This is a genomic window from Rhodococcus sp. RD6.2, assembly GCF_001040705.1.
GTDB lineage: Bacteria > Actinomycetota > Actinomycetes > Mycobacteriales > Mycobacteriaceae > Rhodococcus_G.
In genome coordinates, this window is sequence record NZ_CVQP01000001.1 from 285,540 (window position 1) to 308,155 (window position 22,616).

General features: G+C 67.9%; 19 protein-coding genes. 12 read left to right on the plus strand and 7 right to left on the minus strand.

The genetic code is table 11. The features are described from left to right. Positions 1-25: 25 nt before the first annotated feature. The 3 genes from RHCRD62_RS01315 to RHCRD62_RS01325 all read left to right on the plus strand — a co-directional run bounded on the left by RHCRD62_RS01315 (position 26) and on the right by RHCRD62_RS01325 (position 3,116). Positions 26-1,201, plus strand: coding sequence for a sensor histidine kinase (locus RHCRD62_RS01315; protein ID WP_084734009.1), 1,176 nt, complete (start codon positions 26-28; stop codon positions 1,199-1,201). A gap of 23 nt (positions 1,202-1,224) precedes the next feature. After that, entirely contained in the window at positions 1,225-1,842 is a 618-nt protein-coding gene (locus tag RHCRD62_RS01320) for a response regulator (RefSeq protein ID WP_084734066.1), read from the plus strand. Positions 1,843-1,907: 65 nt separating this feature from the next. After that, a complete protein-coding gene (locus tag RHCRD62_RS01325) occupies positions 1,908-3,116 on the plus strand; it encodes an arginine deiminase (protein WP_050062859.1) in 1,209 nt (402 codons plus the stop codon). A gap of 66 nt (positions 3,117-3,182) precedes the next feature. On the opposite strand, the gene arsC is transcribed toward RHCRD62_RS01325, so the two are convergent. Continuing rightward, on the minus strand, positions 3,183-3,554 hold the full coding sequence (gene arsC / locus RHCRD62_RS01330) for an arsenate reductase (glutaredoxin) (RefSeq protein ID WP_157050761.1): 372 nt from the start codon (positions 3,552-3,554) through the stop codon (positions 3,183-3,185). A 58-nt stretch (positions 3,555-3,612) separates the two neighbouring features. Between arsC and RHCRD62_RS01335 the strand changes: the two genes are divergently transcribed. From RHCRD62_RS01335 to RHCRD62_RS01355, 5 genes are all read left to right on the plus strand, one after another. Beyond that, positions 3,613-4,053: a nuclear transport factor 2 family protein gene (locus RHCRD62_RS01335; protein WP_050062860.1), complete on the plus strand. Its 441-nt coding sequence runs from the start codon at positions 3,613-3,615 to the stop codon at positions 4,051-4,053. 50 nt (positions 4,054-4,103) lie between these two features. Continuing rightward, positions 4,104-4,463, plus strand: coding sequence for a GntR family transcriptional regulator (locus tag RHCRD62_RS01340; RefSeq protein ID WP_050062861.1), 360 nt, complete (start codon positions 4,104-4,106; stop codon positions 4,461-4,463). Between the two features lie 62 nt (positions 4,464-4,525). Beyond that, entirely contained in the window at positions 4,526-4,903 is a 378-nt protein-coding gene (locus RHCRD62_RS01345) for a DUF2784 domain-containing protein (protein WP_050063403.1), read from the plus strand. A 74-nt stretch (positions 4,904-4,977) separates the two neighbouring features. Beyond that, positions 4,978-5,406: a DoxX family protein gene (locus tag RHCRD62_RS01350; protein WP_050062862.1), complete on the plus strand. Its 429-nt coding sequence runs from the start codon at positions 4,978-4,980 to the stop codon at positions 5,404-5,406. An 83-nt stretch (positions 5,407-5,489) separates the two neighbouring features. Beyond that, positions 5,490-7,157, plus strand: a complete 1,668-nt coding sequence (locus tag RHCRD62_RS01355) for a BCCT family transporter (RefSeq protein WP_050062863.1) — start codon at positions 5,490-5,492, stop codon at positions 7,155-7,157. A 2-nt stretch (positions 7,158-7,159) separates the two neighbouring features. On the opposite strand, the gene RHCRD62_RS01360 is transcribed toward RHCRD62_RS01355, so the two are convergent. After that, entirely contained in the window at positions 7,160-8,692 is a 1,533-nt protein-coding gene (locus tag RHCRD62_RS01360; RefSeq protein WP_157050794.1) for a dolichyl-phosphate-mannose--protein mannosyltransferase, read from the minus strand. 68 nt (positions 8,693-8,760) lie between these two features. Here RHCRD62_RS01360 and rsmI point away from each other — a divergent pair, with 68 nt between their 5' ends. Continuing rightward, complete coding sequence (rsmI, locus tag RHCRD62_RS01365; protein WP_050062865.1) at positions 8,761-9,591, plus strand: 16S rRNA (cytidine(1402)-2'-O)-methyltransferase; 831 nt, start codon at positions 8,761-8,763, stop codon at positions 9,589-9,591. A 382-nt stretch (positions 9,592-9,973) separates the two neighbouring features. Then, positions 9,974-14,038, plus strand: a complete 4,065-nt coding sequence (locus tag RHCRD62_RS01370) for an nSTAND1 domain-containing NTPase (protein WP_050062866.1) — start codon at positions 9,974-9,976, stop codon at positions 14,036-14,038. 28 nt (positions 14,039-14,066) lie between these two features. Here the strand turns inward: RHCRD62_RS01370 and RHCRD62_RS01375 are convergent, their stop codons facing one another. The 3 genes from RHCRD62_RS01375 to metG form a co-directional block, all read right to left on the minus strand. Beyond that, complete coding sequence (locus RHCRD62_RS01375) at positions 14,067-15,329, minus strand: aminodeoxychorismate synthase component I (protein ID WP_050062867.1); 1,263 nt, start codon at positions 15,327-15,329, stop codon at positions 14,067-14,069. A gap of 77 nt (positions 15,330-15,406) precedes the next feature. Next, the gene (locus tag RHCRD62_RS01380) at positions 15,407-16,480 is read right to left on the minus strand and encodes a DUF2786 domain-containing protein (RefSeq protein ID WP_050062868.1); all 1,074 of its coding nucleotides are present in this window, start codon (positions 16,478-16,480) and stop codon (positions 15,407-15,409) included. A gap of 73 nt (positions 16,481-16,553) precedes the next feature. Further along, positions 16,554-18,110, minus strand: a complete 1,557-nt coding sequence (gene metG / locus RHCRD62_RS01385; RefSeq protein WP_050062869.1) for a methionine--tRNA ligase — start codon at positions 18,108-18,110, stop codon at positions 16,554-16,556. 20 nt (positions 18,111-18,130) lie between these two features. On the opposite strand from metG, the gene RHCRD62_RS01390 reads away from it, so the two are divergent. Beyond that, complete coding sequence (locus tag RHCRD62_RS01390; protein WP_050062870.1) at positions 18,131-18,958, plus strand: TatD family hydrolase; 828 nt, start codon at positions 18,131-18,133, stop codon at positions 18,956-18,958. A 127-nt stretch (positions 18,959-19,085) separates the two neighbouring features. Here the strand turns inward: RHCRD62_RS01390 and RHCRD62_RS01395 are convergent, their stop codons facing one another. Together RHCRD62_RS01395 and RHCRD62_RS01400 are read right to left on the minus strand one after the other, a co-directional pair. Beyond that, positions 19,086-19,832 carry an amino acid ABC transporter ATP-binding protein gene (locus RHCRD62_RS01395; protein WP_050062871.1) on the minus strand — a complete coding sequence of 249 codons (747 nt, stop codon included), beginning with the start codon at positions 19,830-19,832 and terminating at the stop codon, positions 19,086-19,088. Next, complete coding sequence (locus RHCRD62_RS01400) at positions 19,829-21,298, minus strand: amino acid ABC transporter substrate-binding protein/permease (protein ID WP_050063404.1); 1,470 nt, start codon at positions 21,296-21,298, stop codon at positions 19,829-19,831. The genes RHCRD62_RS01395 and RHCRD62_RS01400 overlap by 4 nt, the downstream gene beginning before the upstream one ends. A gap of 185 nt (positions 21,299-21,483) precedes the next feature. Here RHCRD62_RS01400 and RHCRD62_RS01405 point away from each other — a divergent pair, with 185 nt between their 5' ends. Beyond that, the gene (locus tag RHCRD62_RS01405; protein ID WP_050062872.1) at positions 21,484-22,611 is read left to right on the plus strand and encodes a resuscitation-promoting factor; all 1,128 of its coding nucleotides are present in this window, start codon (positions 21,484-21,486) and stop codon (positions 22,609-22,611) included. The last annotated feature ends 5 nt before the right edge of the window (positions 22,612-22,616 follow it).

Consider the following 22,616-nt stretch of genomic DNA (forward strand, 5'->3'; position numbering starts at 1 on the left):
GCACCCGAGTGTTAGCGTGGACGAAATGCAGCCCACGTCCGCTCCCATGCTGCGCGTCATGACGGTAGGCGCGCATGCACTGTTCGTCCTGCTGCTCGGCCTCGGCGTCGCCCGGGTGGTGGCGGACGGGTCGTCACCGGTCGTGACGACTGCGGTGGCTGTCGCGCTGCTCGGGTGGTACGGCTCGGGAATGTGGTTCGCCAGGAAGGCGGACCCTACCGGGGATTCGTCGTGGGGTCGGTTCTGGCTCGCGATCCTGGTGGCCGGTTGGCTGCTCCTGGTGGCGCTCGACCCGTCGTTCGTGTGGGTGGCGTTCCCCCTGTACTTCCTGTGTTTCCACCTGTTGTCCACCCGGGCCGCTCTGGCCGCGACGGTGGGGATCACGGCGGCCGCGATCGGCGGCTCCCTGTGGCACGGCGCGTCGAATCCGGTGGCCTCGGTTCTCGGCCCGATCTTCGGTGCGGCGGCGTCGGCGGGGATGGCGCTGGTCTACCAGCAGTTGCTCGAGAACGCGCGGCAGCGCGGCAAGCTCTACGAGGAACTGTCGATCGCGCACAACGAACTGCTCAGTGCCCAGGACGAACTCGCGGCGCTTCAGCGTGAGGCCGGTGCGGCCGAGGAGCGGGCGCGGCTGGCCAGGGACATCCACGACACCCTGGCGCAGGGGTTCTCGTCGATCGTGCTGCTCGCTCGCGCCGGACAGCGCGGTGACCCGGTTGCGGTGCTCGGCCAGATCGAGGAGACGGCAAGTGGCGGCCTCGACGAGGCCAGAAGAGTCGTCGGGGCGTTGACGCCCGCCGTCATGGACGGCGCGTCGCTGGTGTCCGCACTCGACCGGGTGACCGCGCAGTTGCGCGACCACACCGGCATCGATGCCACCGTCGTCGTCGACGGAGCACCTGTCCCGGTGCCGATGGAGTACGACGTCGCGCTGCTACGGGTGGCGCAGGGCGCGCTGGCGAACGTCCGACTGCACTCCGCGGCAGAACGCGTCCGGGTCACGTTGAGCTACGCCGAGGACGAGGTGCGTCTCGACGTCGTCGACGACGGAGTCGGCTTCGACCCCGACGCGCCGCGAGGGCGGTCGTTCGGGATCCGGTCGATGCGCGAGCGCCTCGACTCGCTGGGCGGGTCGCTGGTGGTCGAATCGGCGCCGGGCGACGGGACCGCTCTGGCCGCGACCCTGCCGGTGCCGTCGTGACGGCACCGGGCGCAGGCGGGGCTCTGCGGATCGTCCTGGTGGACGACCATCCCGTCGTGCGTGCCGGGATGCGGGCCCTGCTGTCGTCGGTCGACGGTCTGGAGGTCGTCGGTGAGGCGTCGTCGGGGGAGGAGGCGCTGGACGTGATCCGCACCCAGCACCCCGACGTCGTCCTGATGGACCTGCGCCTGGGGTCGGGAATGGACGGCGCGGAGGCGACGGGCGCGATCATCGCGGGGGAGCGGCCACCGAAAGTCGTCGTCCTCACCACCTATGACACCGACGCCGACATTCTCCGTGCCGTCGAGGCGGGGGCGTCGGGGTACCTGCTCAAGGACAGTGATCCGGAAAAGCTGATCGACGCGATCCGGGCCGCGGCGCGGGGCGAGACCGTGCTCGATCCCGGTGTGGCGCAGCGGCTCTATCGCCGCATCCGGGCACCGCACGAGGACCTCAGCGCCCGCGAGATCGAGATCGTCACACTCGTCGCCCGTGGAATGTCGAACCGGGCGATCGCACGGGAACTGTTCGTCACCGAGGCGACCGTGAAATCGCACCTGGTGCACGTGTTCTCGAAACTGTCCGTCGACAGCCGCACCGCCGCGGTCGCGGTGGCACGCGACCGGGGGCTGATCCGCTGACGAACCCGCGCGCCACGTGTCGCCGATGAGTCGCCGACGCCGGCGGTGCGCACTACCGTCTACTCATGACGAGCGAGAACCCGGCCCCCAGGGTCGATTCCGAAGTGGGGCGTCTGCGGACGGTGCTGCTGCACCGGCCCGGAGACGAGCTCAAGCGTCTGACGCCGCGCAACAACGACCAACTGCTCTTCGACGGACTGCCCTGGGTCGATCGAGCGCAGGACGAGCACGACGCGTTCGCGGACCTGCTGCGGTCACGTGGTGTGGAGGTGCTCCTGCTGTCTGACGTGTTGACGGAGGCGCTGACGGTCAGTGGAGCGGCCCGCATCCAGGGCATCGCGGCGGCCGTCGACCCACGTCGACTCGGGCACCCGTTGGCGCAGGAGCTCGCGGCGCACCTGCGCACCGTCGACCCGGCGGCGCTGTCCACGGTGTTGACCGCAGGAATGACGTTCGACGAACTGCCGATCGGACCCAGTGGGTCGTCATTGGTGCGGCGGATGCACCACGGCGGCGACTTCGTCATCGAGCCGCTCCCGAATCTCCTGTTCACCCGGGACTCGTCGTTCTGGATCGCCGACCGGGTCGCGATCACCGCGCTTGCCCTGCCGGCCAGGGTCCGGGAGGCGTCGTTGACGGATCTGATCTACGCGCACCATCCACGATTCCTCGGTGTGCGACGCGCGTACGAGTCGCACACTGCGCCGGTCGAAGGGGGTGATGTGCTGCTGCTCGCGCCGGGCGTGATCGCGGTCGGGGTGGGGGAGCGGACCACGCCGGCAGGGGCGGAAGCGTTGGCGCGGAGCGTGTTCGAGGACGGACTCGCGCATACGGTGCTCGTCGTCCCCATCGAGCAACGTCGGGCCTCGATGCACCTGGACACCGTGTGCACCATGGTCGACGTCGACGCTATTGTCATGTATCCGGCTGTGGCGGACACGCTTTCGTCCTTCACGCTGCGGTTCGAGGGCGATGGGGTCACGATCCGCGGCGCCGAACCCTTTCTCGATGCGGCGGCAGCGGCGATGGGTATCGACAAGCTTCGGGTCATCGACACCGGGCTCGACCACGTCACCGCCGAGCGCGAGCAGTGGGACGACGGCAACAACACTCTCGCGCTCGCGCCCGGTGTCGTCGTCGCCTACGAACGCAACGTCGAAACCAATGCCCGGCTGGAGGCCTCGGGCATCGAGGTCCTGCGCATTGCGGGCTCCGAACTCGGTTCCGGTCGAGGTGGCCCGCGCTGCATGTCCTGCCCGATCTGGCGGGAGTAGGCGGCGCACCGCTCGTGCGCCTCTTGGTAGGTGGAGCTATCGACAAGGCGCACACGCGAGAGGCGTCTAGAGGATCGAGGTGACCTTCTCGACGGGGCGGGCGAGGACGGTGCCGCGGTCGGTGACGACCAGCGGGCGCTCGATGAGGATCGGATTCTCGACCATCGCGTCGATCAGTTCGTCCTCGCTCGCGTCTGCGAGGCCGAGCTCCTTGTACACGGCTTCCTTGGTGCGGATCGCCTGGCTCGGTTCGAGCCCCGCGTCGTCGAGGAGCTTGCGCAGTCCGTCCCGCGACGGCGGGGTGTCGAGGTACTTGACGATCGTCGGGACGATGCCCGCCTCCTCGATCAACGCGAGCACCTTGCGGGACGTCGAGCAGCGCTGGTTGTGGTAGATCGTCGCCCTGGTCGCGGGGGAAGTGGTTGCCATGACGGACATTCTGCCCCGGCCGCCGGATTCCGGGACAACGGCGACGCCGGTGCGGTTTCATGTCGTGATGGACCTTCGGACGATCGCCGACCGCATCGAGATCACGGACCTGCTGACGCGCTACGCGCATGCCGTCGACACCAAGGACTGGGTGTTGTACCGAACGGTGTTCACTCCCGACGCGGCGATCGACTACTCGACGACGGGCGGGCCCGCCGGGTCTCTCGAGGAGGTCGTCACCCAACTCACCCCGATGCTCGACCTCTTCGCCCGCACGCAGCACTTCGTCTCCAACATCTCGGTCGACCTGGCCGGGGACGAGGCGAGCGTCCGGGCGATGTTCTTCAACCCGATGATTCTCGCCGAGGCGCAGGACGGTGCTCCGGCGAAGCAGTTCTTCTGCGGGGGCTGGTACAACCACGAATTGGTTCGAACCGAGGACGGCTGGCGTAGTCGCAAGCTGTACGAGGAGTCGGCGTGGTTCGACGGGTTGGACCGATTGTCCTGACTAGTGCGGGTCGGCGTGCCGTCGGCGCTCCGCAGGGCTAGCCTCGCGACATGCGCATCGACATCGATCCGGAGTCGTCGACGGCACCGTTCGAGCAGGTGAAGCTGCAGGTCCTCGACCAAGTGCGGGACGGTCGGTTGATCGCGGGCACGAAGCTGCCGACCGTGCGGGCGCTCGCCGAACAGTTGGGGTTGGCGGCGAACACGGTCGCGAAGTCGTACCGGGAACTCGAGGCGCTCGGGGCGATCGAGACCCGCGGCCGGCTCGGATCCTTCGTTGCATCGATGGGTGACGCGTCGGCCGGTGTCGCGGCGCGTGCGGCCACGGACTACGTCGCGACCGTGCGCGGCCTCGGTCTGTCCGACGATGTGGCCCGGTCGCTGGTCGAGGCGGCGATCCGGGGGGCGTAGGGGCTACGCTCGAACTCGGGGTGGGAACGTCGCGGAGCAGTGTGCGCGTGACGGAGGTGGTGATGCTCTACCGCGTCGTCGAGGTGCTCGCGGTCGCGTTGCACTTCGCGTTCATCGGATACCTGGTGTTCGGTGGCTTCCTGGCGTGGCGCTGGCCCCGCACACTCCCGCTGCACGTGATCGCCGTCGTGTGGGGTGTCGGCTCGGTGCTGGTGGGATACGAGTGCCCGCTGACGTGGCTCGAGAACTGGGCGAGGCTGTCGGGAGGCCGGTCGGCGTTGCCTTCCGCGGGTTTCATCGCCCATTACCTGACAGGTGTCGTCTATCCGGTCGAGGCCGTGAATCTGGTTCGACTGCTGGTGATCGCTGTCGTCGTCGGGTCGTGGGTGGGGTACGCCAGGCGGTCGCATCACACCCGCTTGGTTGACGCTTCAACTTAAATCGTGCGACAGTGGGCGTGTTCCGCAATCGGAACGCCGACCCGCGCCCCGAATCGCAAAGGACGACAACACTCATGAAATCCAGCGCTTTCCGCGACCTGGCCCTCCTGATCGCCCGCATCGGCATCGGCATCATCTTCGTCGCCCACGGCTGGCAGAAGTTCTTCACCAACGGCATCGACGCGACGCAGAAGGCGTTCGACGGGATGGGCGCCCCACTGCCCGACCTGTCGGCGATCGCCGCCGCGACCATCGAACTCGTCGGCGGATTCGCCCTCATTGCCGGCGTCGCGACGCCGATTTTCGGCATCCTGCTGTTCCTCGACATGCTCGGCGCGTTCTTCATCGTCCACGTCGACAAGGGGATCTTCGTGTCCGAGGGCGGCTACGAACTGGTTCTCGCGCTCGGTGTCTCGTCGCTGTTGATCGCTGCGACCGGTGCCGGACGGCTCAGCGTCGACGCCCTGTTCCGCGGCAGGTCGAGCACGCCAAGCGTCGCCTAGCGACGCGAACCGGCCGACGCGACGCCACGCCCGGCGTCGCGTCGGCTTGCATTTGTGCCCCAGGCCACGCAACGTAGACATTCATGGTTGCGAAGACCGACCCTCCGCCGCGGAACTCGGGTCCCGAGGCCCAGAATCCCGGCGAGGGGGCGCAGGATTTCGGCCCGGACGACGGAGATCCGGGTGGTACCCGCGGTGCCGGTCCGCGAACGGACCGCATCGTTTTCGGGGTCACGGCCGCCGTCGTCGCCGCGATCCTGATCTGGGGTCTCGTCAGCTCCGACAGCCTCAACAGTGTCACCACCGCAGTGCTCGACTGGCTCGTCGTCAACATCGGCTGGCTGTTCATCCTCGCGGCCAGCGGGTTCGTCATCTTCTCGCTGTGGCTGGCGTTCAGTCGGTTCGGCCGCATTCCGCTCGGCAAGGACGGTGAGAAGCCCGAATTCCGCACCGTCAGTTGGATCGCGATGATGTTCAGCGCGGGTATGGGCATCGGACTGATGTTCTTCGGTGTCGCCGAACCTCTCGCCCACTTCGTGACGCCTCCACCCGGCACCGATGGCGGCATCGGCACCGCCATGGCGACCACGATGTTCCACTGGAGCCTGCATCCCTGGTCCACGTACGCCGTCGTCGGGCTCGCCATCGCGTACGGCACCTACCGGCGGGGACGCAAGCAGCTTTTCAGTTCGGCGTTCATCGCGCTCCTCGGACGACGTGCAGAGGGACCGATCGGCAAGGTCATCGACATCCTCGCCATCTTCGCGACGATGTTCGGCACGGCCGCCTCGCTGGGTCTCGGGGCACTGCAGATCGGCTCCGGCATCGAGGTTGTCGGATGGCTCGAAGAGGCGGGCGTGATGCTGCTCGTCGCGATCGTCGCGGTGCTCACCCTGGCATTCGTCGCGTCCGCGGTTTCCGGTGTCTCCAAGGGGATTCAGTGGTTGTCGAACATCAACATGGTGCTCGCGCTGCTGCTCGCGGTGTTCGTGTTCGTGCTCGGACCCACGGTCCTGATTCTCAACCTGGTGCCCACAACCATCGGTGCCTACGTGAGCGAGCTCGCGGAAATGTCCGCGCGCACCGCCGCGTCCAGTAATCCGGAGACCGCCGAATGGCTGTCGTCGTGGACGATCTTCTACTGGGCCTGGTGGATTTCCTGGACCCCGTTCGTCGGGATGTTCCTCGCCCGCATCAGTCGTGGGCGCACCATCCGAGAGTTCGTGATCGGTGTAATCGTGGTTCCGAGCACGGTAAGCCTGTTCTGGTTCTGCATCTTCGGCGGCGCGGGCATCGACGAACAACGTGAAGGCATCGACCTGGCTGCGCGCGGCTCCTCGGAGTCGCAGCTGTTCGGGATGCTCGAGAATCTCCCGTTGTTCGGGATCTCGGCGGTGCTGGTGATGCTGCTCGTCGCGATCTTCTTCGTCTCCGGTGCCGATGCGGCCTCGATGGTGATGGGAACGCTGTCCCAACGCGGAACCCTGGCACCGTCCCGCTGGGTCGTCGTGTTCTGGGGAATGTTGACCGGTGGTGTCGCCGCGTTGATGTTGTGGACGGGCGGGGAGGACGCTCTGAACGCGCTGCAGACGATGACGATCATCGCGGCGGCGCCGTTCGTCGTGGTGATGATCGGCCTGTGTATCTCGCTGTACCGGGACCTCTGCCACGACCCGATGATTCTGCGCCCACCGGAAAGACGCAGACTCCCGCTGCCGCTGCGCAAACGCCACCAACCCGTGTCCGAGTAGGGTCACCGCCAGCTCGGTAGCCACAGCTGCTGCTGCCACATTTCCGGAGTGATCGGCAGCGCTGTCAGGATCGGCCACAACCAGACGAAGTTCGCGACGACCAACCCCAGGTACAGGGCGACGGCCAGCAGTCCGGTTCCGCGACGTTCGTCGGTCGCCGCGCGCGTCGCACCCAACCGCCCCCGAGCCGAGCCGATCACCTCGCCGCACACCAACGCCAGACCCATCACCAGGAACGGCGCGAGGGCGACCGCGTAGAAGTAGTACATCTGCCGATCCATCGTGACGAACCACGGCAGCCAGGCGGCCGCGTAGCCGACGAGCACCGCGGCGTACCGCCAGTCGCGCCCGACAACCGACCGCCACAGCGCCCACGCCAACATCGGCAACGCCAGCCACCACATCGCAGGCGTGCCGATCAGCATGATCGCCTTCACGCAGCTCTGCGCGCCGCAACCCGAGACCTGGTCGCCCTCGGCGAAGTAGTACAGCATCGGCCGCAGTCCCATCGGCCACGTCCACGGCTTCGACTCCCACGGGTGATGGTTCCCGGCAGAATTGGTCAGTCCGGAGTGGAACTCGAGGACGTTGCCGCTGTAGTACCAGAGCGAACGTAGCGCGTCCGGGACGAACGAGAAGCTGCCGCCGAACCCCACCTCGTCGCCGACCGCGTGCCGGTTCACCCCGGTCTCCGAGGCAAACCATGCCCAGTAGCTCGCCAGGTAGACGCCGAGCGGGACCAGGACGAGTGCGTACAACCCCGGACCGATGTCACGCAGCGCGGTGCCGACCCACGGTCGGCGCACCCCGTGGTACCGGCGCGCCGCGACGTCGAAGGCGACACACATCAGCCCGAAGAACGCGATGAAGTACATGCCCGACCACTTCGTGCCGCACGCGAGCCCGAGCATGACGCCTGCGCCGAAACGCCACCACCGCACCCCGAGCCGAGGTCCGTATTCGGAGACTCCGATCCGGCCCTCCGCGAATGCCACCGCCATCCGCGCCCGCACCTGGTCGCGGTCGACGACGAGACAGCCGAACGCGGCGACCACGAACAGTGCCATGAAGATGTCGAGCATCCCGATCCGCGACGAGACGAACATGACGCCGTCCGCGATCATCAGGATGCCCGCGATCGCCCCGACGAGTGTCGATCGCGTCATCCTCCGCACGATGCGGATCACCAGCAGCACGAGAATCGTGCCCGCCACGGCCGCCGCGAACCGCCAGCCCCAGCCGTTGTATCCGAACACAGCCTCGCCGAGCGCGATCAGCTGCTTGCCGACCGGCGGATGGACGACCAATCCGTATCCCGGGTTGTCCTCGACGCCGCCTCCGGTGAGCACCTGCCAGCCCTGCGGCGCGTAGTGCTTCTCGTCGAAGACGGGCGTACCCGCATCGGTCGGGTAGCCGAGCATCGTGAACCGGGTGATCGCGGCGACCGCGGTGAGGAACAGCGTGACCACCCAGCCGCGAAGCCGATCGGCGGGCGGCGGATCCGGTACCGGCGCGGCGGGCCCCGGGCTGATCAGCACCCGGTCGTCCGCCGCCCAGCGCTCGTCGGTCAACTGGGTCACCGAACGATCGTAGGCTGTCGGACATGAACGGTTGTCTCGTCCTGGCTGCGACCCCGATGGGTGATGTCGGCGATGCCTCGGAACGGTTGCGGTCCGCACTCGGGACGGCGGACGTCGTCGCTGCCGAGGACACCCGCCGCACCCGGCACCTGGCGTCGGCGCTCGGCGTCACCATCACGGGCCGTGTCGTCAGCTTCTACGACCAGGTCGAGACGACCCGGCTGCCCGCGCTCGTCGAGGACGTGGCCGAGGGTCGCACCGTGCTGCTGGTGACCGACGCCGGCATGCCGTCGGTGAGCGATCCCGGATACCGGCTCGTCGCGGCCTGCGTCGAGCGGGACCTGCCGGTGACGTGTCTGCCCGGCCCGTCCGCGGTGACGACGGCATTGGCGCTGTCCGGTGTCCCGGTCGAGCGGTTCTGTTTCGACGGATTTCCGCCTCGCAAGCAGGGCCCGCGTCGGGCATGGCTGGAGACACTGCGCACCGAGTCGAGGGCCTGTGTGTTCTTCGAGGCCCCGCACCGGTTGGCGGACTGCCTCGAGGATGCGGTGGATGTCCTGGGTGGAGAACGCCGGGGGGCCGTGTGCCGGGAGCTGACGAAGACCTACGAAGAGGTCCGACGGGGAACGCTCGCCGAGTTGGCGGAGTGGGCCGCCGACGGTGTACGGGGCGAGATCACGGTCGTCCTCGAGGGTGCCCGTCCGGTGGCCGCCCGGCCCGAGGATCTGGTGGCCGTCGTCGAGCAGTTGGTCGCCGACGGCGCGAGGCTCAAGGATGCGTGCGCCGATGTGGCGACCGCGGGCGTGTCGAAGCGTGAGGTGTACGAAGCGGTACTCGCGGCGCGCAGATCCTGACAAACCGAGTGCGGCAGGGTCAGGTGGGAATGCCCGCGAGGATGACGATCAGCGCGACGGATGCCGCGATGACGAGTGCGGCGGACAGGGTCGGCGGAACACTCCGAACGATCCTGATGGCGATTCGACTCACCGTCGACTCCTCACGTCACGACCATGGATGTGCGCTGCCCGGCGGGAACTACCCCTCGAACTCTTAGTCCCCGCCGGTGCTGCGACGTACGCAGGGCGTTGCCTGCGGTGCTCACAACTGTGCCGCCCCGATCGAACCTGACCAATAGGTCTGTGTCATCAGTCCGGTATTCTCCCAGTTCACATGTGGTGAGGAACTATTCCGCAGCGGATTTTCCGCGGCTGGGAACAGGTGGAGACGGGCAGCAGGATGACCGACGAGCACGACGCGAGGTTGCATTTCGCCGACCAGTTGCGCCTGCTGTTCGCAACAGCGGGCGGGCCTCCCCTGAAGACGGTGGTGTCCGAGGCAGCCGCACTCGGCCGCGCGATCGGCGCGGAGAAGCCGGTGTCGATCCAGCGCCTCAGTGACTGGCGCTCCGGTAAGCGGGTGCCCGCGAGCTTCGACTCCCTGAGACCGGTACTCGTTTCCCTCGTCCGCACGGCCCAGTCGCTACACGGAAGCCAGCCGCCGTCGCCGGGGTTGTATTCGCTCAAGCAGTGGCACACGTGGTGGGAGAGTGCCCGCGACGGCGGTGGCGCCGCCCGCGGCAGCGTCGAGTCCGACAAGCCCGCCGCCGCCCCGATGTCCGGGGTCCGGCCCTACCGCGGTCTCGAGCCGTATCGGGCCGAGGACGCGCGCCTGTTCTTCGGGCGCACGGAAACCCTGCAGCGTCTCGTCGACGTGGTGACCGCCGCACAGGGACACGGCATCGCCATCGTCACCGGCGCATCCGGCGTCGGGAAGTCGTCGCTCGTCCAGGCCGGCCTCGTCCCCGAACTCCTCGGTACCGGGCAGTTGCGATCCGATCCGGCGTCCGACACCGCGACCGTGACCGCGATCGTCGTCACCCCGGGGCCCGACCCGGTGCGAGCGCTCGCCGCCGCGATTCCCGAGTTCGGTGACCTACCCGCCGGCTTCGGACGAGAGGACGTGCGGCGCGCGGTCCGTGCGGCGACGATCCGCCTCGGCGTCTCCCAGCTCGTCGTGATCGTCGATCAGATCGAGGAACTGTTCACCCAGTGCGACGACGCGCACGCCCGCGACCGATTCCTCGAGCTGCTGGATGACGCCGCATCGGCGTTGGCGGCCGACGAGACGCCCGATGCGGCCCCGGTCGTCGTCGCGACGATGCGATCGGACTTCTACGCGCAGGCGTTGGCTCATCCGGTTCTCGCCGACGCCCTCGAGCGGCGCAGCCGCGCGGTGTCGCCGCTGACACGAGCCGACATGGTCGAGGTCATCACCCGGCCCGCCCAGATGATCGGACTCAAACTCGAGTCCGGACTGGTCGATCTGATCCTGCACGACCTTGGGGTTCTCACCGCAGACGACGGTGGCAGTACCGTACTGCCCCTGCTGTCGCACCTACTCGACACGATGTGGGAGCGCCGACGCGGCGGCCAGTTGACCGTGGCGGGCTATCGGGCGACCGGTGGTGTCCGCGGATCGGTGACCGCGACCGCGGAGCGCACCTGGGAGGGCCTCGACGAGCGAGGCCAGGCATTGGCTCGGGCGATCATGGTGCACCTGGTGTACGTGACGCAGACCGGAGCCGACGTCAAGATGCGGCGCACCCGCCCGGAACTGCTCGCACTGACCGATCAGCCCACCGAGGTCCAGCAGGTCGTCGATCGTTTCATTGCAGCGCGTGTCCTCGTCGCCGACGCCGACAGCGTCGAGTTGATCCACGATGCCGTGATCGAGGCTTGGCCGCGATTGAAGGCCTGGATCCAGGAGAACCGGTCCTATTCGGCGCTGCGGCAGCAGATCGAGGAGGACGCGGCGCGGTGGGAAGACTCCGGTCGCGACTCCAGCCTCCTGTACCAGCGGGGCCGCCTCGACATCGTGAACGAGGCATCGCAGTTCGCCGCCGAGGGATACGCCGGCGTCGGGTACAGCGCAGCGAGGGGCGGCGGTTCCGGTCTGGTCGCGACGTCGCTGACGCCGTCGGCGTCGCAGTTCCTCGCGGCGTCGACGCGTCATGCACGCCGAAGCACCTGGGTTGCGCGCACGGTGATGGCGGCTCTCGTGCTGTCGACGGTGGTCGCACTGGTAGCGGTGTCGACGGCGTGGTCGGCGAAGAACCGCGCCGAGTCCGAGAGCACTGCCGCCCAGTTCCGGCAGGTCATCGCGCTCGCTGATTCCCTGCGGACGACCGACCCCACGACGTCGGCGCGGCTTTCCCTGGCAGCGTGGCAGATGCGACCGGATTCCGAGGACGCCTACTCGAGATTGATCGCGACCGAGGCGACGCCGATCGGCCGGGCCCTGGAAGGTCACACCGGACCGGTGTACGGGGTGGCGGTCAACAGCAGTGGCACGTTGATGGCATCGGCCAGCGACGATCGCACGGTACGGCTGTGGCAGCTCGGTGGCGGTGCGGAGCCGACGCCGGTCGGACCCCCGCTCATCGGGTCGGAGAAGTACATGGCGTCGGTGTCGTTCTCCCCGTCGGGGGCGGTGCTGGCCGCGGGGGCCGGTGACGGCACCGTGCACATGTGGGATGTCACGAACCCGGCCGCGCCGCGACTGCTGCTCGACGACGCCCGAGTGGGCACCGAGGCGGTGCACAACATCCGCTTCAGCCCCGACGGTCGGACGCTGGCCGTGCCGAACGACGACGGCACCGTTACCCTGTTCGACACGTCGAGTGCACTGGCGGCAACCCCTGCGCCCGGCCCGTATCCGGCGACGGTCCTGAACGCGCATCCTGCGGGTGTCCGGACCGTCTCGTTCCGTGGCGATTCGGCCGTGATGGCGACATCGAGCGACGATCGCAGTGTCCGGTTGTGGGACGTGTCGAACCGCAGTGCGCCGGTTCCGCTGCCGCCCGTTCCCGCCGAGTTCGGCGACGTCGTGCATTCCGTTGCGTTCGCACCGGACGGACGTAGTTTGGCGGCGAGCAGCGACGACGGCATCATCCGGTTGTTCGACACCACGGACGTGCGCGCGGTGCGGGAGGTCGGCGCCCCCGTCCAGGCGCACACCGGCGCGATCTGGACGATCGCATTCGCACCCGACGGCGCCACGCTCGTCAGCGCGTCCTGGGATGGGTCGGTCAAGCGGTGGTCGGTGGGTGCGGGACGCGGCACCATGCGGCAGCTGCAGCCGCCGATGACGGGAAACGGTGGAGGTGTACCCGCGTTGGCGCTGTCTCCGGACGGGGCGACGGTGTTCACCGGCGGTCAGGATTCGCGCGTCCGGGCGTGGACGCTGCCGCACACCGCGGTCGCGGCGTCGGATGCCGCGCTCACGCTCCCGTCGATCAGCCGCGACGGAAAGTTGATGGCGACAGGCGGGTACGACTCGGTGATCCGGCTCTGGCGAGTGGACTCCAACGGGCGTACCGAACTGTCGGGATCGGTGGAGTTGCCCCGCCCCTTCGGCGGTGCACATGTGGTCGAGTTGGCTCCGGACGGAACGTTGATGGCGACGGCGCCCACGACGGGTGGGCAGGTGCAGATCTGGGACGTCCGGAACCCGGAACGTCCCGTCGCCCTGGGTCCGCCGATCCTGACCGACACCCGATTCACCTGGGAGCTGGCGTTCGGGCCGGACAGTCGCACGCTCGCCGCGGGCGACGACGACTCCAGTGTGCGGCTGTGGAACCTGGCCGATCCGGCGAACCCTGTGCCGTGGGGTGGGCGACTCGACGGGCCGACCAACCTCGTGCGGTCGGCTGTGTTCAGTCCCGACGGTTCGTCGTTGGTCGCCGTGGACGCCGACGGTGGACTGTTCGCGTGGCGGGTCACCGATCCGTCCGAGCCGGAGGTATTGACGGTCGGCGCAGGTGGAAGTTCCGGCATCAACTCCCTGTCGTTCTCTTCGGACGGCCGGACGCTCGCGACCGGGACCGACGATCAGACGGTCGTGCTGTGGGATCGGGCCGAGGACGGATCGATGACGGTGCGCGTGCCGGAGCTGCGTGGCCACAGCGGCACCGTCTATTCGGTCTCCTTCGACTCGACGGGCCGGTACGTCGCGTCGGGGAGCGACGACGGGACGGTCCGGCTGTGGGACGTCGCCGACCCCGCTGACATGCGTGAGGTCGGCGGCCCGATTCTCGTCGACGGGTCCGGACGGCAGCAGGTCGAGTTCCTGCCGAACTCGAACACCGTGGTGGCCGCGGACGGTGACGGAGTGCTGCGGGCGTCGCGTCTCGACGTCGATGCGATCATCGCCCGGATCTGTTCGTCGTCGTCGCCGCTCAGCGCCCAGCAGGAAGCCGACTACGAGCTGACCGGGTCGGCTCGGGGGGAGTGTTCGGAGTAGTCGGTGCCCGGTTCGCCCATCGGGGACGTCAGTGCCTCGGTGCACTCCGCAGAGCCAGGATGCTCGACGCCTTGTCGAGGCACTCCTGCCATTCGGCGTCGGGATCGGAGTCGATGGTGATTCCGCCGCCGACACCGAGTGTCGCGTTGCCCCGTGAGTCGAACTCGACGGTGCGGATCGCGACGTTCAGTTCGGTGCCGGCCAGAGGTGAGGCGAATCCGACGGTTCCGCAGTACACCCCGCGCGGGTTGGGCTCCCACATCGAAAGGAGTTGTCGGGCTCGATGTTTCGGGCATCCGGTGACCGATGCCGGCGGGAAGCTGGCGTCGAAGAGTGCGGGTGTCCCCGTTTCCGGCGGCACGGTTGCGGTGACCGTGGACACGAGGTGCCACACGCCGGGGGCGGGGTGCACGCCGAGCAGATCGGTGACCGTCACCGTCCCCGGGACGGCGAGATGCCCGAGGTCGTTGCGGACCAGGTCGACGATCATCACGTTCTCGGCGACGTCCTTGACGGAGGCGCGGAGTTCGTTCGGGTCGGCGTCGATCGACAGCGTTCCCTTGATCGGGCTGGACGTCACCTGGTTTCCGTGCCGAGCGAGAAACAACTCGGGTGACAGGGACGCGACCGCACCCCATTCACCGTGAACGAACGCGGCGCGCGCCGGTTGCGTTGCGTCCGCCGCGTCGGCGAAGAAGTGCAGTGGGTCGCCGTCGAAGGCGCCGGTGAACTGTCCACACACGCACGCCTGGTACACCTCGCCCTCCGCGATCGCGTCGAGGCACTGCCGGACGCCTGCGCGGTGCGCCGCGCGGTCCGGCGGGGTCCATTCGACGTGCCACGGTGCGCGGTCCGCGTCGGGTGCGGTCACGGCGGTCACCCAGTGCTCGGGGCACGACGTGTTGGTGAGCGACTCGTACCACCAACAGTTGTCGGCATCGAGGCGCAGGACGGAGTCGGTCCAGCCGCCCGCGGACTCCGGTAACGCCGGCGTCCGGCCGGACGTGGGTAGGTCGGGGTAGCTCCGGAAGCCGATCCATCCGCCCCCGACGACCGGTGCGGTGGCATCTGCGTCGTCGGTGGCGTCGCGGGTCGCCCACGGTGTGATGTCGAAGGCGGCGCCGGGGGTAACCGGCCCCGTGGTGACGCTGGGAGCGATCACCGCACGCGACCCGAACCAGTCGCCGATCAGCGCGGCGGGCAGTGGGACGCCCCGATTGGTGCTGACCCGTGCCAGGGCGCGAAGCACCGCCGCCGGGGTTCCGCCCCCACCCAACCGTTCGACTCGCACCGGGAAAGGGTTTCACGGCGGGGCGCGAGGACGAAAACGGCAGGTGCGAGCGTGCCCAGCAGCACGTCCGCGTCCCGTCAGCCAGTCACGGCCCGTCGGTCGGGCGCAAGATGTGCGGCGTCGGCTGCGCTTCGTCCGGCCGCGATTCCGGCGCGATCACTGACCGTGAACCCCCACGAGCGCAGCGCCGGTCCGAACAGTCGGTCGACCTCGGTCTGCACCGCATCGGATCGGCGGGCGAGCAGGGGAAGCAGGTCCCCGAACGTGACACCCGCTTCGATCACCGCCTCGGCGGTGGCGGACTTCTCGGCCTCGGTGAGGCGTTGGCCGATCCGTACCGCGAAGCCGTAGAGGAAGGCGCGCCGGAAGGCGGCCGAACTCGCGCCGTTCGAGCCTGCGGTGTGCATCGCGCGGGTGGCCTGGACGAGCAGCGAGGTGAACAGGAGATCGACCTGTTCGAGATCGGCCGGGGTCCCGACCACGGTCGCGATCGCATCCACCGGATTGAACAGCGTGCGGACGTGATTGGCATCGCCCACCGTGGTGAGCAGGAGGCCCTTCTGCTTGCTGTAGGGCCGGTCGAGGTGAATTCTCCTGGCGTGCACCGGGACCGTGTGCTCGGGTGCGGAGGCGTCGAGCAGTGCCGTTGTCACGGAGTGCCGGGTCATCAGTTCCTGGGCCTTGGCCGTGAGGGTTTCGGCCTCCTCGGTGAACTCGGTGCTCTCGGCCTTGGCGAGCAGTCCGCGGATCCGTCCCAGCACCTTCGCGTCCGTTCCCGCGACCGCGTCGTCGGAGCGCATGTCGGGCCACTGCGACGGTGGTGGGCACAAGCGGCGCAGCGGTGTCAGCTGGCCGAGCAGTCGGGCCGCTGTCGGCGCCAGGTGTGGCTCGTCGTGTCGCCGCGGATAGGCGTCCGCGATCGCCTTGAGCTGATCGACCCAGTGCAGCGGCGCCCGCGCCCAGGCGCCGCTCCGGTGGGCCTCCCGCTGGATCAGGAGGGCGATCGATGCCAGCTCGACCGCGGCGAGGCCCCGCCGGGCGACGTGCAGGACGTCGCCCGGTTGCCAGCCGATCTCGTAGGCGTGACGCAGCAGGGACGCGTCGTCGTCGCCGGAGCGCTCATCTCGAATGTCTGTTCGATTTCTCCCCATGTGGGCAGTGTGCCCCAGGGGTACGACAGGTTCCGTCGGCCCAGGCGGGGCCGTTTTCAGTGGTCCCCGGTCGTCAGGCTTCTTCCGGCTCGACGTACCGGGGGAACACCGGAGCCGGTGCGGGGAGGGCTGTGCCCGCCACGATCCGTGTCGCGATGTCGGCGAACTGCCGCGACTCGGGCCGCTGGCCGAGGATCGAGAGGATCTTGTCCGCGGCGTCCGGCATCACAGGCTGTACGAGGATGCCGACGATCCGCACGACCTCGAGCGTCACGTAGAGGACCGTCTCCATTCGCGCGGTGTCGGTCTTGCGCAGCACCCACGGCTCCTGGGCGCTGAAGTAGCGGTTCGTCTCTGCAAGGACGTGCCAGATCGCCTCGAGTCCGAGGTGGACGGCCTGGACGTCGAACTCGGCGCGCACCTTCTCGAGCAGCGCGTCGGCCTGTGTGAGCAGCGCGACGTCGGCGTCGGTGAACTCGCCGGGAGTCGGCACCGCACCGTTGCAGTTCTTCGCGACCATCGACAGCGACCGCTGGGCCAGGTTGCCGAGTTCGTTCGACAGATCCGCGTTCATCCGGGCGACGATGGCCTCGTGGCTGTAGCTGCCGTCCTGGCCGAAGGAGATCTCTCGGAGCAGGAAGTACCGGACGGCGTCGAGGCCGTACTCCTCGACCATCTCGAGTGGGTCGACGACGTTGCCGACCGACTTCGACATCTTCTCGCCCTTGTTGTAGAGGAAGCCGTGGACGAACACCCGCTTCGGCAACTCCAGGCCCGCCGACATGAGGAACGCGGGCCAGTACACGGTGTGGAAGCGGCTGATGTCCTTGCCGATGATGTGCAGGTTCGCCGGCCAGAACTTGCCGTACGCCTCGGAGTCGGTGTCGGGGAACCCGACGCCGGTGAGGTAGTTCGTGAGCGCATCCACCCAGACGTACATGACGTGCGAGGGGTCGCCCGGAACGGGCACGCCCCAGTCGAAGGTGGTGCGCGACACCGACAGGTCCTTGAGGCCGCCGGAGACGAAGCTGACGATCTCGTTGCGGCGAGTCGCGGGCGCGATGAACTCGGGGTGCTCCTCGTAGAGGGCGAGCAGCTTGTCCTGATATTCGGACAGCTTGAAGAAGTAGGTGGACTCCTCGGTCCACTCCACCGGGGTGCCGGTGTCGGTGGAAATGCGGCTGCCATCCTCCTGCAGCGTCGTCTCGGCCTCGGTGTAGTAGGCCTCGTCGCGGACGGAGTACCAGCCCGCGTAGGTGTCGAGGTAGATGTCCCCGGACGCGACCATGCGCTCCCAGATCGCCTTGCACGCCAGTTCGTGGTCGGCGTCGGTCGTCCGGATGAACCGGTCGTAGGAGATGTTCAGCACCTTGTCCATGGCCTGGAACACGTCCGAGTTCCTGGCTGCGAGTTCGCGGACGTCGATGCCTTCCTTCGCCGCGGTCTGCTGCATCTTCAGGCCGTGCTCGTCCGTCCCCGTCATGAAGAACACGTCGAACCCGTCCAGCCGCTTGAAGCGCGCGAGGGCGTCCGAGGCGATGTACTCGTAGGCGTGCCCGATGTGCGGGGCGCCGTTGGGGTACGCGATCGCGGTGGTCATGAAGAACGGGGGCCGGCTGGGTGCAGTCATGGTGGGCCTATCGTATCGGTGTGCCCAAGGATCGTCCGGCCCCGGACCTGCCCGAGCCCCTCTCTCCGCTCGTGGACGCTCACACGCACCTCGATTCGTGCGGTGCGCACGACGCGACCTCGGTCGCTGCGATTGTCGATCGCGCGGAGAAGGCCGGTGTCGGGCGCGTCGTGACGGTCGCCGACGACCTCGCCGCAGCCCGTTTCGCCGTCGACGCCGCGCACTGGGACCCGCGGGTGTACGCCGCCGTCGCGATCCACCCCACCCGCGCGAACGTCCTCGACGACACGACGAAGGCCGAGATCGAACGCCTCGCTGCCGACCCGCGCACCGTCGCGGTGGGGGAGACCGGCCTCGACTACTACTGGCCCGGCAAGCTCGAGGGCTGTGCGTCCGTCGAGGATCAGGTCGAGGGCTTCCGCTGGCACATCGACCTCGCGAAGCGGCTCCGCAAGCCGCTGATGATCCACAACCGTGAGGCCGACCACGACCTGTTGACCGTGCTGCTCGACGAGGGCGCGCCGGAGACGGTGATCTTCCACTGCTTCTCGTCGGACGCGACGATGGCGCTGGCCTGCGTCGAGGCCGGGTACGTACTCAGCTTCTCGGGAACCGTCAGCTTCCGCAACGCCCGTGAGCTGCACGAGGCGGCAAAGCTGGTGCCGGATGGCCAGCTCCTGGTGGAGACGGACGCACCGTATCTGACGCCGCACCCGTTCCGCGGCGCCCCCAACGAGCCGTACTGCCTCCCGTACACGGTCCGGTCCCTCGCCGAGACCCGCGGACAGGACCCGTTCGAGCTCGCCGCCACCGCGACCGCCAACGCCGAACGCGTCTACCGCCTCTGACCGTCCGCCGAGCGCCCACCAGGGCGATACACCGGTTCTTCACTCACGGCGTGCAGGTCGAGCCGACGGTGACCAGGGAACTTGCCGCACGGGAGTCGGTCGATCCGGTCGACGAGGGCCTGACCGGCTAGAGCACCTTCCGCAGGAAGTCCTGGGTGCGGGGCTGCTGCGGGTTGCCGAACACCTCCTCTGGGGTGCCCTCCTCGACGATGTAACCGTCCGCCATGAAGATGACGCGGTCGGACACCTCGCGGGCGAAGCCCATCTCGTGGGTGACGACGACCATCGTCATCCCCTGGGCGGCGAGATCACGCAGCACCTGCAGCACCTCACCGACCATCTCGGGGTCGAGGGCGCTGGTGGCCTCGTCGAACAGCATGACGTCGGGGTTCATCGCGAGGGCGCGAGCGATCGCGACGCGCTGCTTCTGGCCACCGGACAGGCTGGCGGGTTTGGCGTCCTTCTTCTCCGCGAGCCCGACCTGCCCGAGCAACCGGATGCCGTTCTCCCGTGCCTCCTCCTTGGTGGCCCGCTTCGTCTGCACCGGCGCGAGCATGACGTTCTCGAGCGCCGTCATGTGGGGGAACAGATTGAAGTGCTGGAACACCATCCCGATGTGCTGGCGCACCTTGTCGATGTCGACCTTCTTCTCGGTGAGGTCGACACCGTCGACGACGACGGATCCGCCGGTGATGTCCTCGAGCCGGTTCAGGCAGCGCAGGAAGGTGCTCTTGCCGGAGCCGGACGGCCCGATCACGCAGACGACCTCGCCCGCCGCGATGTCGATGTCGATGCCCTTGAGCACCTCGTTGTCCCCGTACGACTTCTTCAGCCCGGCGACCCGGATCTTGGGTGCGGTGACGGTGTCGCTCACTGATTGATCCTCTTCTCGAGCCGGTCGGACAGTTTGGTCAGGGCCATGATGATGACGAAGTAGAAGATGCCGACGATCAGCCACATGTTGAAGGACTCGAAGTTCCTGGCGATGATGATCTTCCCTGTCTGGGTGAGTTCGGCGATGCCGATCACGGACAGGATCGACGTGTCCTTCAATGTGATGACGGTCTGGTTGACGAAGGACGGCATCATCGTCCGGAAAGCTTGTGGCAGGACGACTTTGCGCATGGCGGGCAGGTATCCCATGCCAAGGCTGCGCGCCGCTTCCATCTGCCCCTTGTCGACGGACAGGATGCCGCCCCGGATGATCTCGGTGATGTACGCGCCCGCGTTCAGGCTCAGGGTGATGATGCCCGCGGTCATGGCGGGCATCTTGAAGTCCAGGGCCGCGGGAATGCCGAAGTAGATGAAGAACGCCTGCACGATCAGCGGGGTGCCGCGGAAGATGTCGACATAGGTGACGCCGATGCCGCGCAGGATGCGACTGGTAGAGACCCGGAAGAAGCCGAAGATCAACCCGAGGACCACCGCGATCGCCAACGACACCACGGTCAGGACGATGGTGAGCCAGAGTCCTTCCATGAGCAGCGGGAAGCTGTCGCGCAGCAGGGAGAAGAACGTGTTGTCGCCCTGTGCTGTCTGGGCGCCTTCGCCGAGGTAGGTGTCGATGATCTGGTCGTACTGGCCGCTAGCCTTCACGTTCGCGAGGCCGGCGTTGAACATGCTGAGCAACTCGGCGTTCTGGCCCTTCGACACGGCGAAGCCATACGAGGCGCCTGCCTCTTTCTCCGTGACGGTCTTCAGGCCGTTGCCCTGAGCGATGCCGTACAGCAGGACGGGGTAGTCGTCGAAGACGGCGACGGAGTTCCCGGTTTTGACGTCGTCGTACATGCTGGCGGAATCGTCGAAGGTGACGGTGGTGAAGCCGTACTGGTTCTTGATCGAGTCCGCGAACGCCGCACCCTCGGTGCCGGTCTTGACCGCGACCCGCTGGCCCCGCAGATCCTCGTAGGAGGTGATGTCGTCGTTGTCCGTCGACACCGCCATCTGCACCCCGGACTCGAAGTACGGGTCGGAGAAGTCGAAGACGAGTTTGCGTTCGTCGGTGATCGACATGCCCGCGATGACGCCGTCGACCTGCCGTGACTGCAGTGCCTGCACGGCGGCGTTGAATCCGAGCGGTTTGACCTGGTAGTCGAAACCCTGGTCCTCGGCGATGGCCGCGAGCAGGTCCATGTCGATTCCGACGAAGTCGCCCTGCTCGTTCTGGAACTCGAACGGGGCGAACGTGACGTCGGTGGCGATGACATACGTGCGATCGGACTGCGCCGCGGCGGAGCCCGTGCCGACCAAGGCGCCGAGCAGTGCGAGTACCCCGGTCAGGGTGATGACGACGGCTGATCGTGTGCGGCCGTGCCCGCCGCGCCAACTGATCCTCGGCATGCTCATGCAACCCAGCTTTCGTGCTCGTCGTACCCGGTCGTGACGCTTGACGACGTTAGTGAGCCTCGTCCCATTTCTGCTGGTCACACCCCGTGTGGTTGCCGGAGCTCTGCCTATTCGTTACCGTACCGTGATCGCTCAAGTCCGGGATCACATCCCGGTAACCCATAGCTCAGGACGTTCTCGTGTCACCTCTCACTCGAATCAACAACGCCAGTTCACCCCTGCTGCGACTCGTGGTCGGCGCACTGCTGCTGACCCTGATCGCGGGCGGAGCAATGGCGGTGAGCAGGCACAAGACCGTTCTCGTCGACGTCGACGGCGAGACCGTCGCGCTCAACACGATGTCCACCGACGTCGATGCCGTCCTCGAAGACGCGGGCTACTCGATCGGTGAGCACGACGTCGTCGCCCCTGCCGGTGGCAGCTCGGTGTCCGATGGCGACACAGTTGTGTTGCGCCGGGCGCGTGAGTTGACGCTGACCGTCGACGGAACGCCTCGGACCCTGTGGACCACCGCACTGACCGTCAACGAGGCGCTCTCGCAGGAACGGCTCGCGGGGGACGTTCACGTCTCGGCCTCCCGCTCGGAGCGTTTGCCGCTCGAGGGCGCTGACCTCGAGGTCATCAATCCCAAGGTGGTTCGCCTGTCCGACGGTGGCAGCGCCCCCGTCGATGTGCGGCTCGCTGCCCCGACCGTCGGTGAACTGCTCGCGGCCAAGGGTGCACCGCTCGAGGAGCAGGACACCGTCGAGCCCGCCGCCGACACCCCGGTCACCGAGGGGCTGGATGTGACGGTCACCCGGGTTCGCACGGAGAACAAGGTCGAGACGCTTCCGGTCGCACCGCCCGAGGAGCGGATCGAGGATCCGACCATGAACATGAGCCGCACCATCGAGGAGCACCCGGGCACGCCGGGCGTGCGGGACGTGACCTTTGCGGTGACCACCGTCAACGGCGTCGAGACCGGTCGCGCCGAACTCTCCGAGACGGTGACCACGCCTGCGACGCCGAAGACCGTGCGCGTCGGTGCGAAGCCCGGCACCGAGGTGCCGCCGGTGACCAATGGCGCGACCTGGGATGCGCTCGCGCAGTGCGAGGCAACCGGCAACTGGAACATCAATTCCGGCAACGGCTACTACGGCGGCGTGCAGTTCGACCAGAGCACCTGGGAACGCCAGGGCGGACTCAAGTACGCGCCCCGCGCGGACCTCGCGACCCGCGAGGAGCAGATCGCGATCGCGTCGAAGACGCAGCAGACGCAGGGCTGGGGTGCGTGGCCGTCCTGCACGAGCCGACTAGGCATGCGCTGACCGCG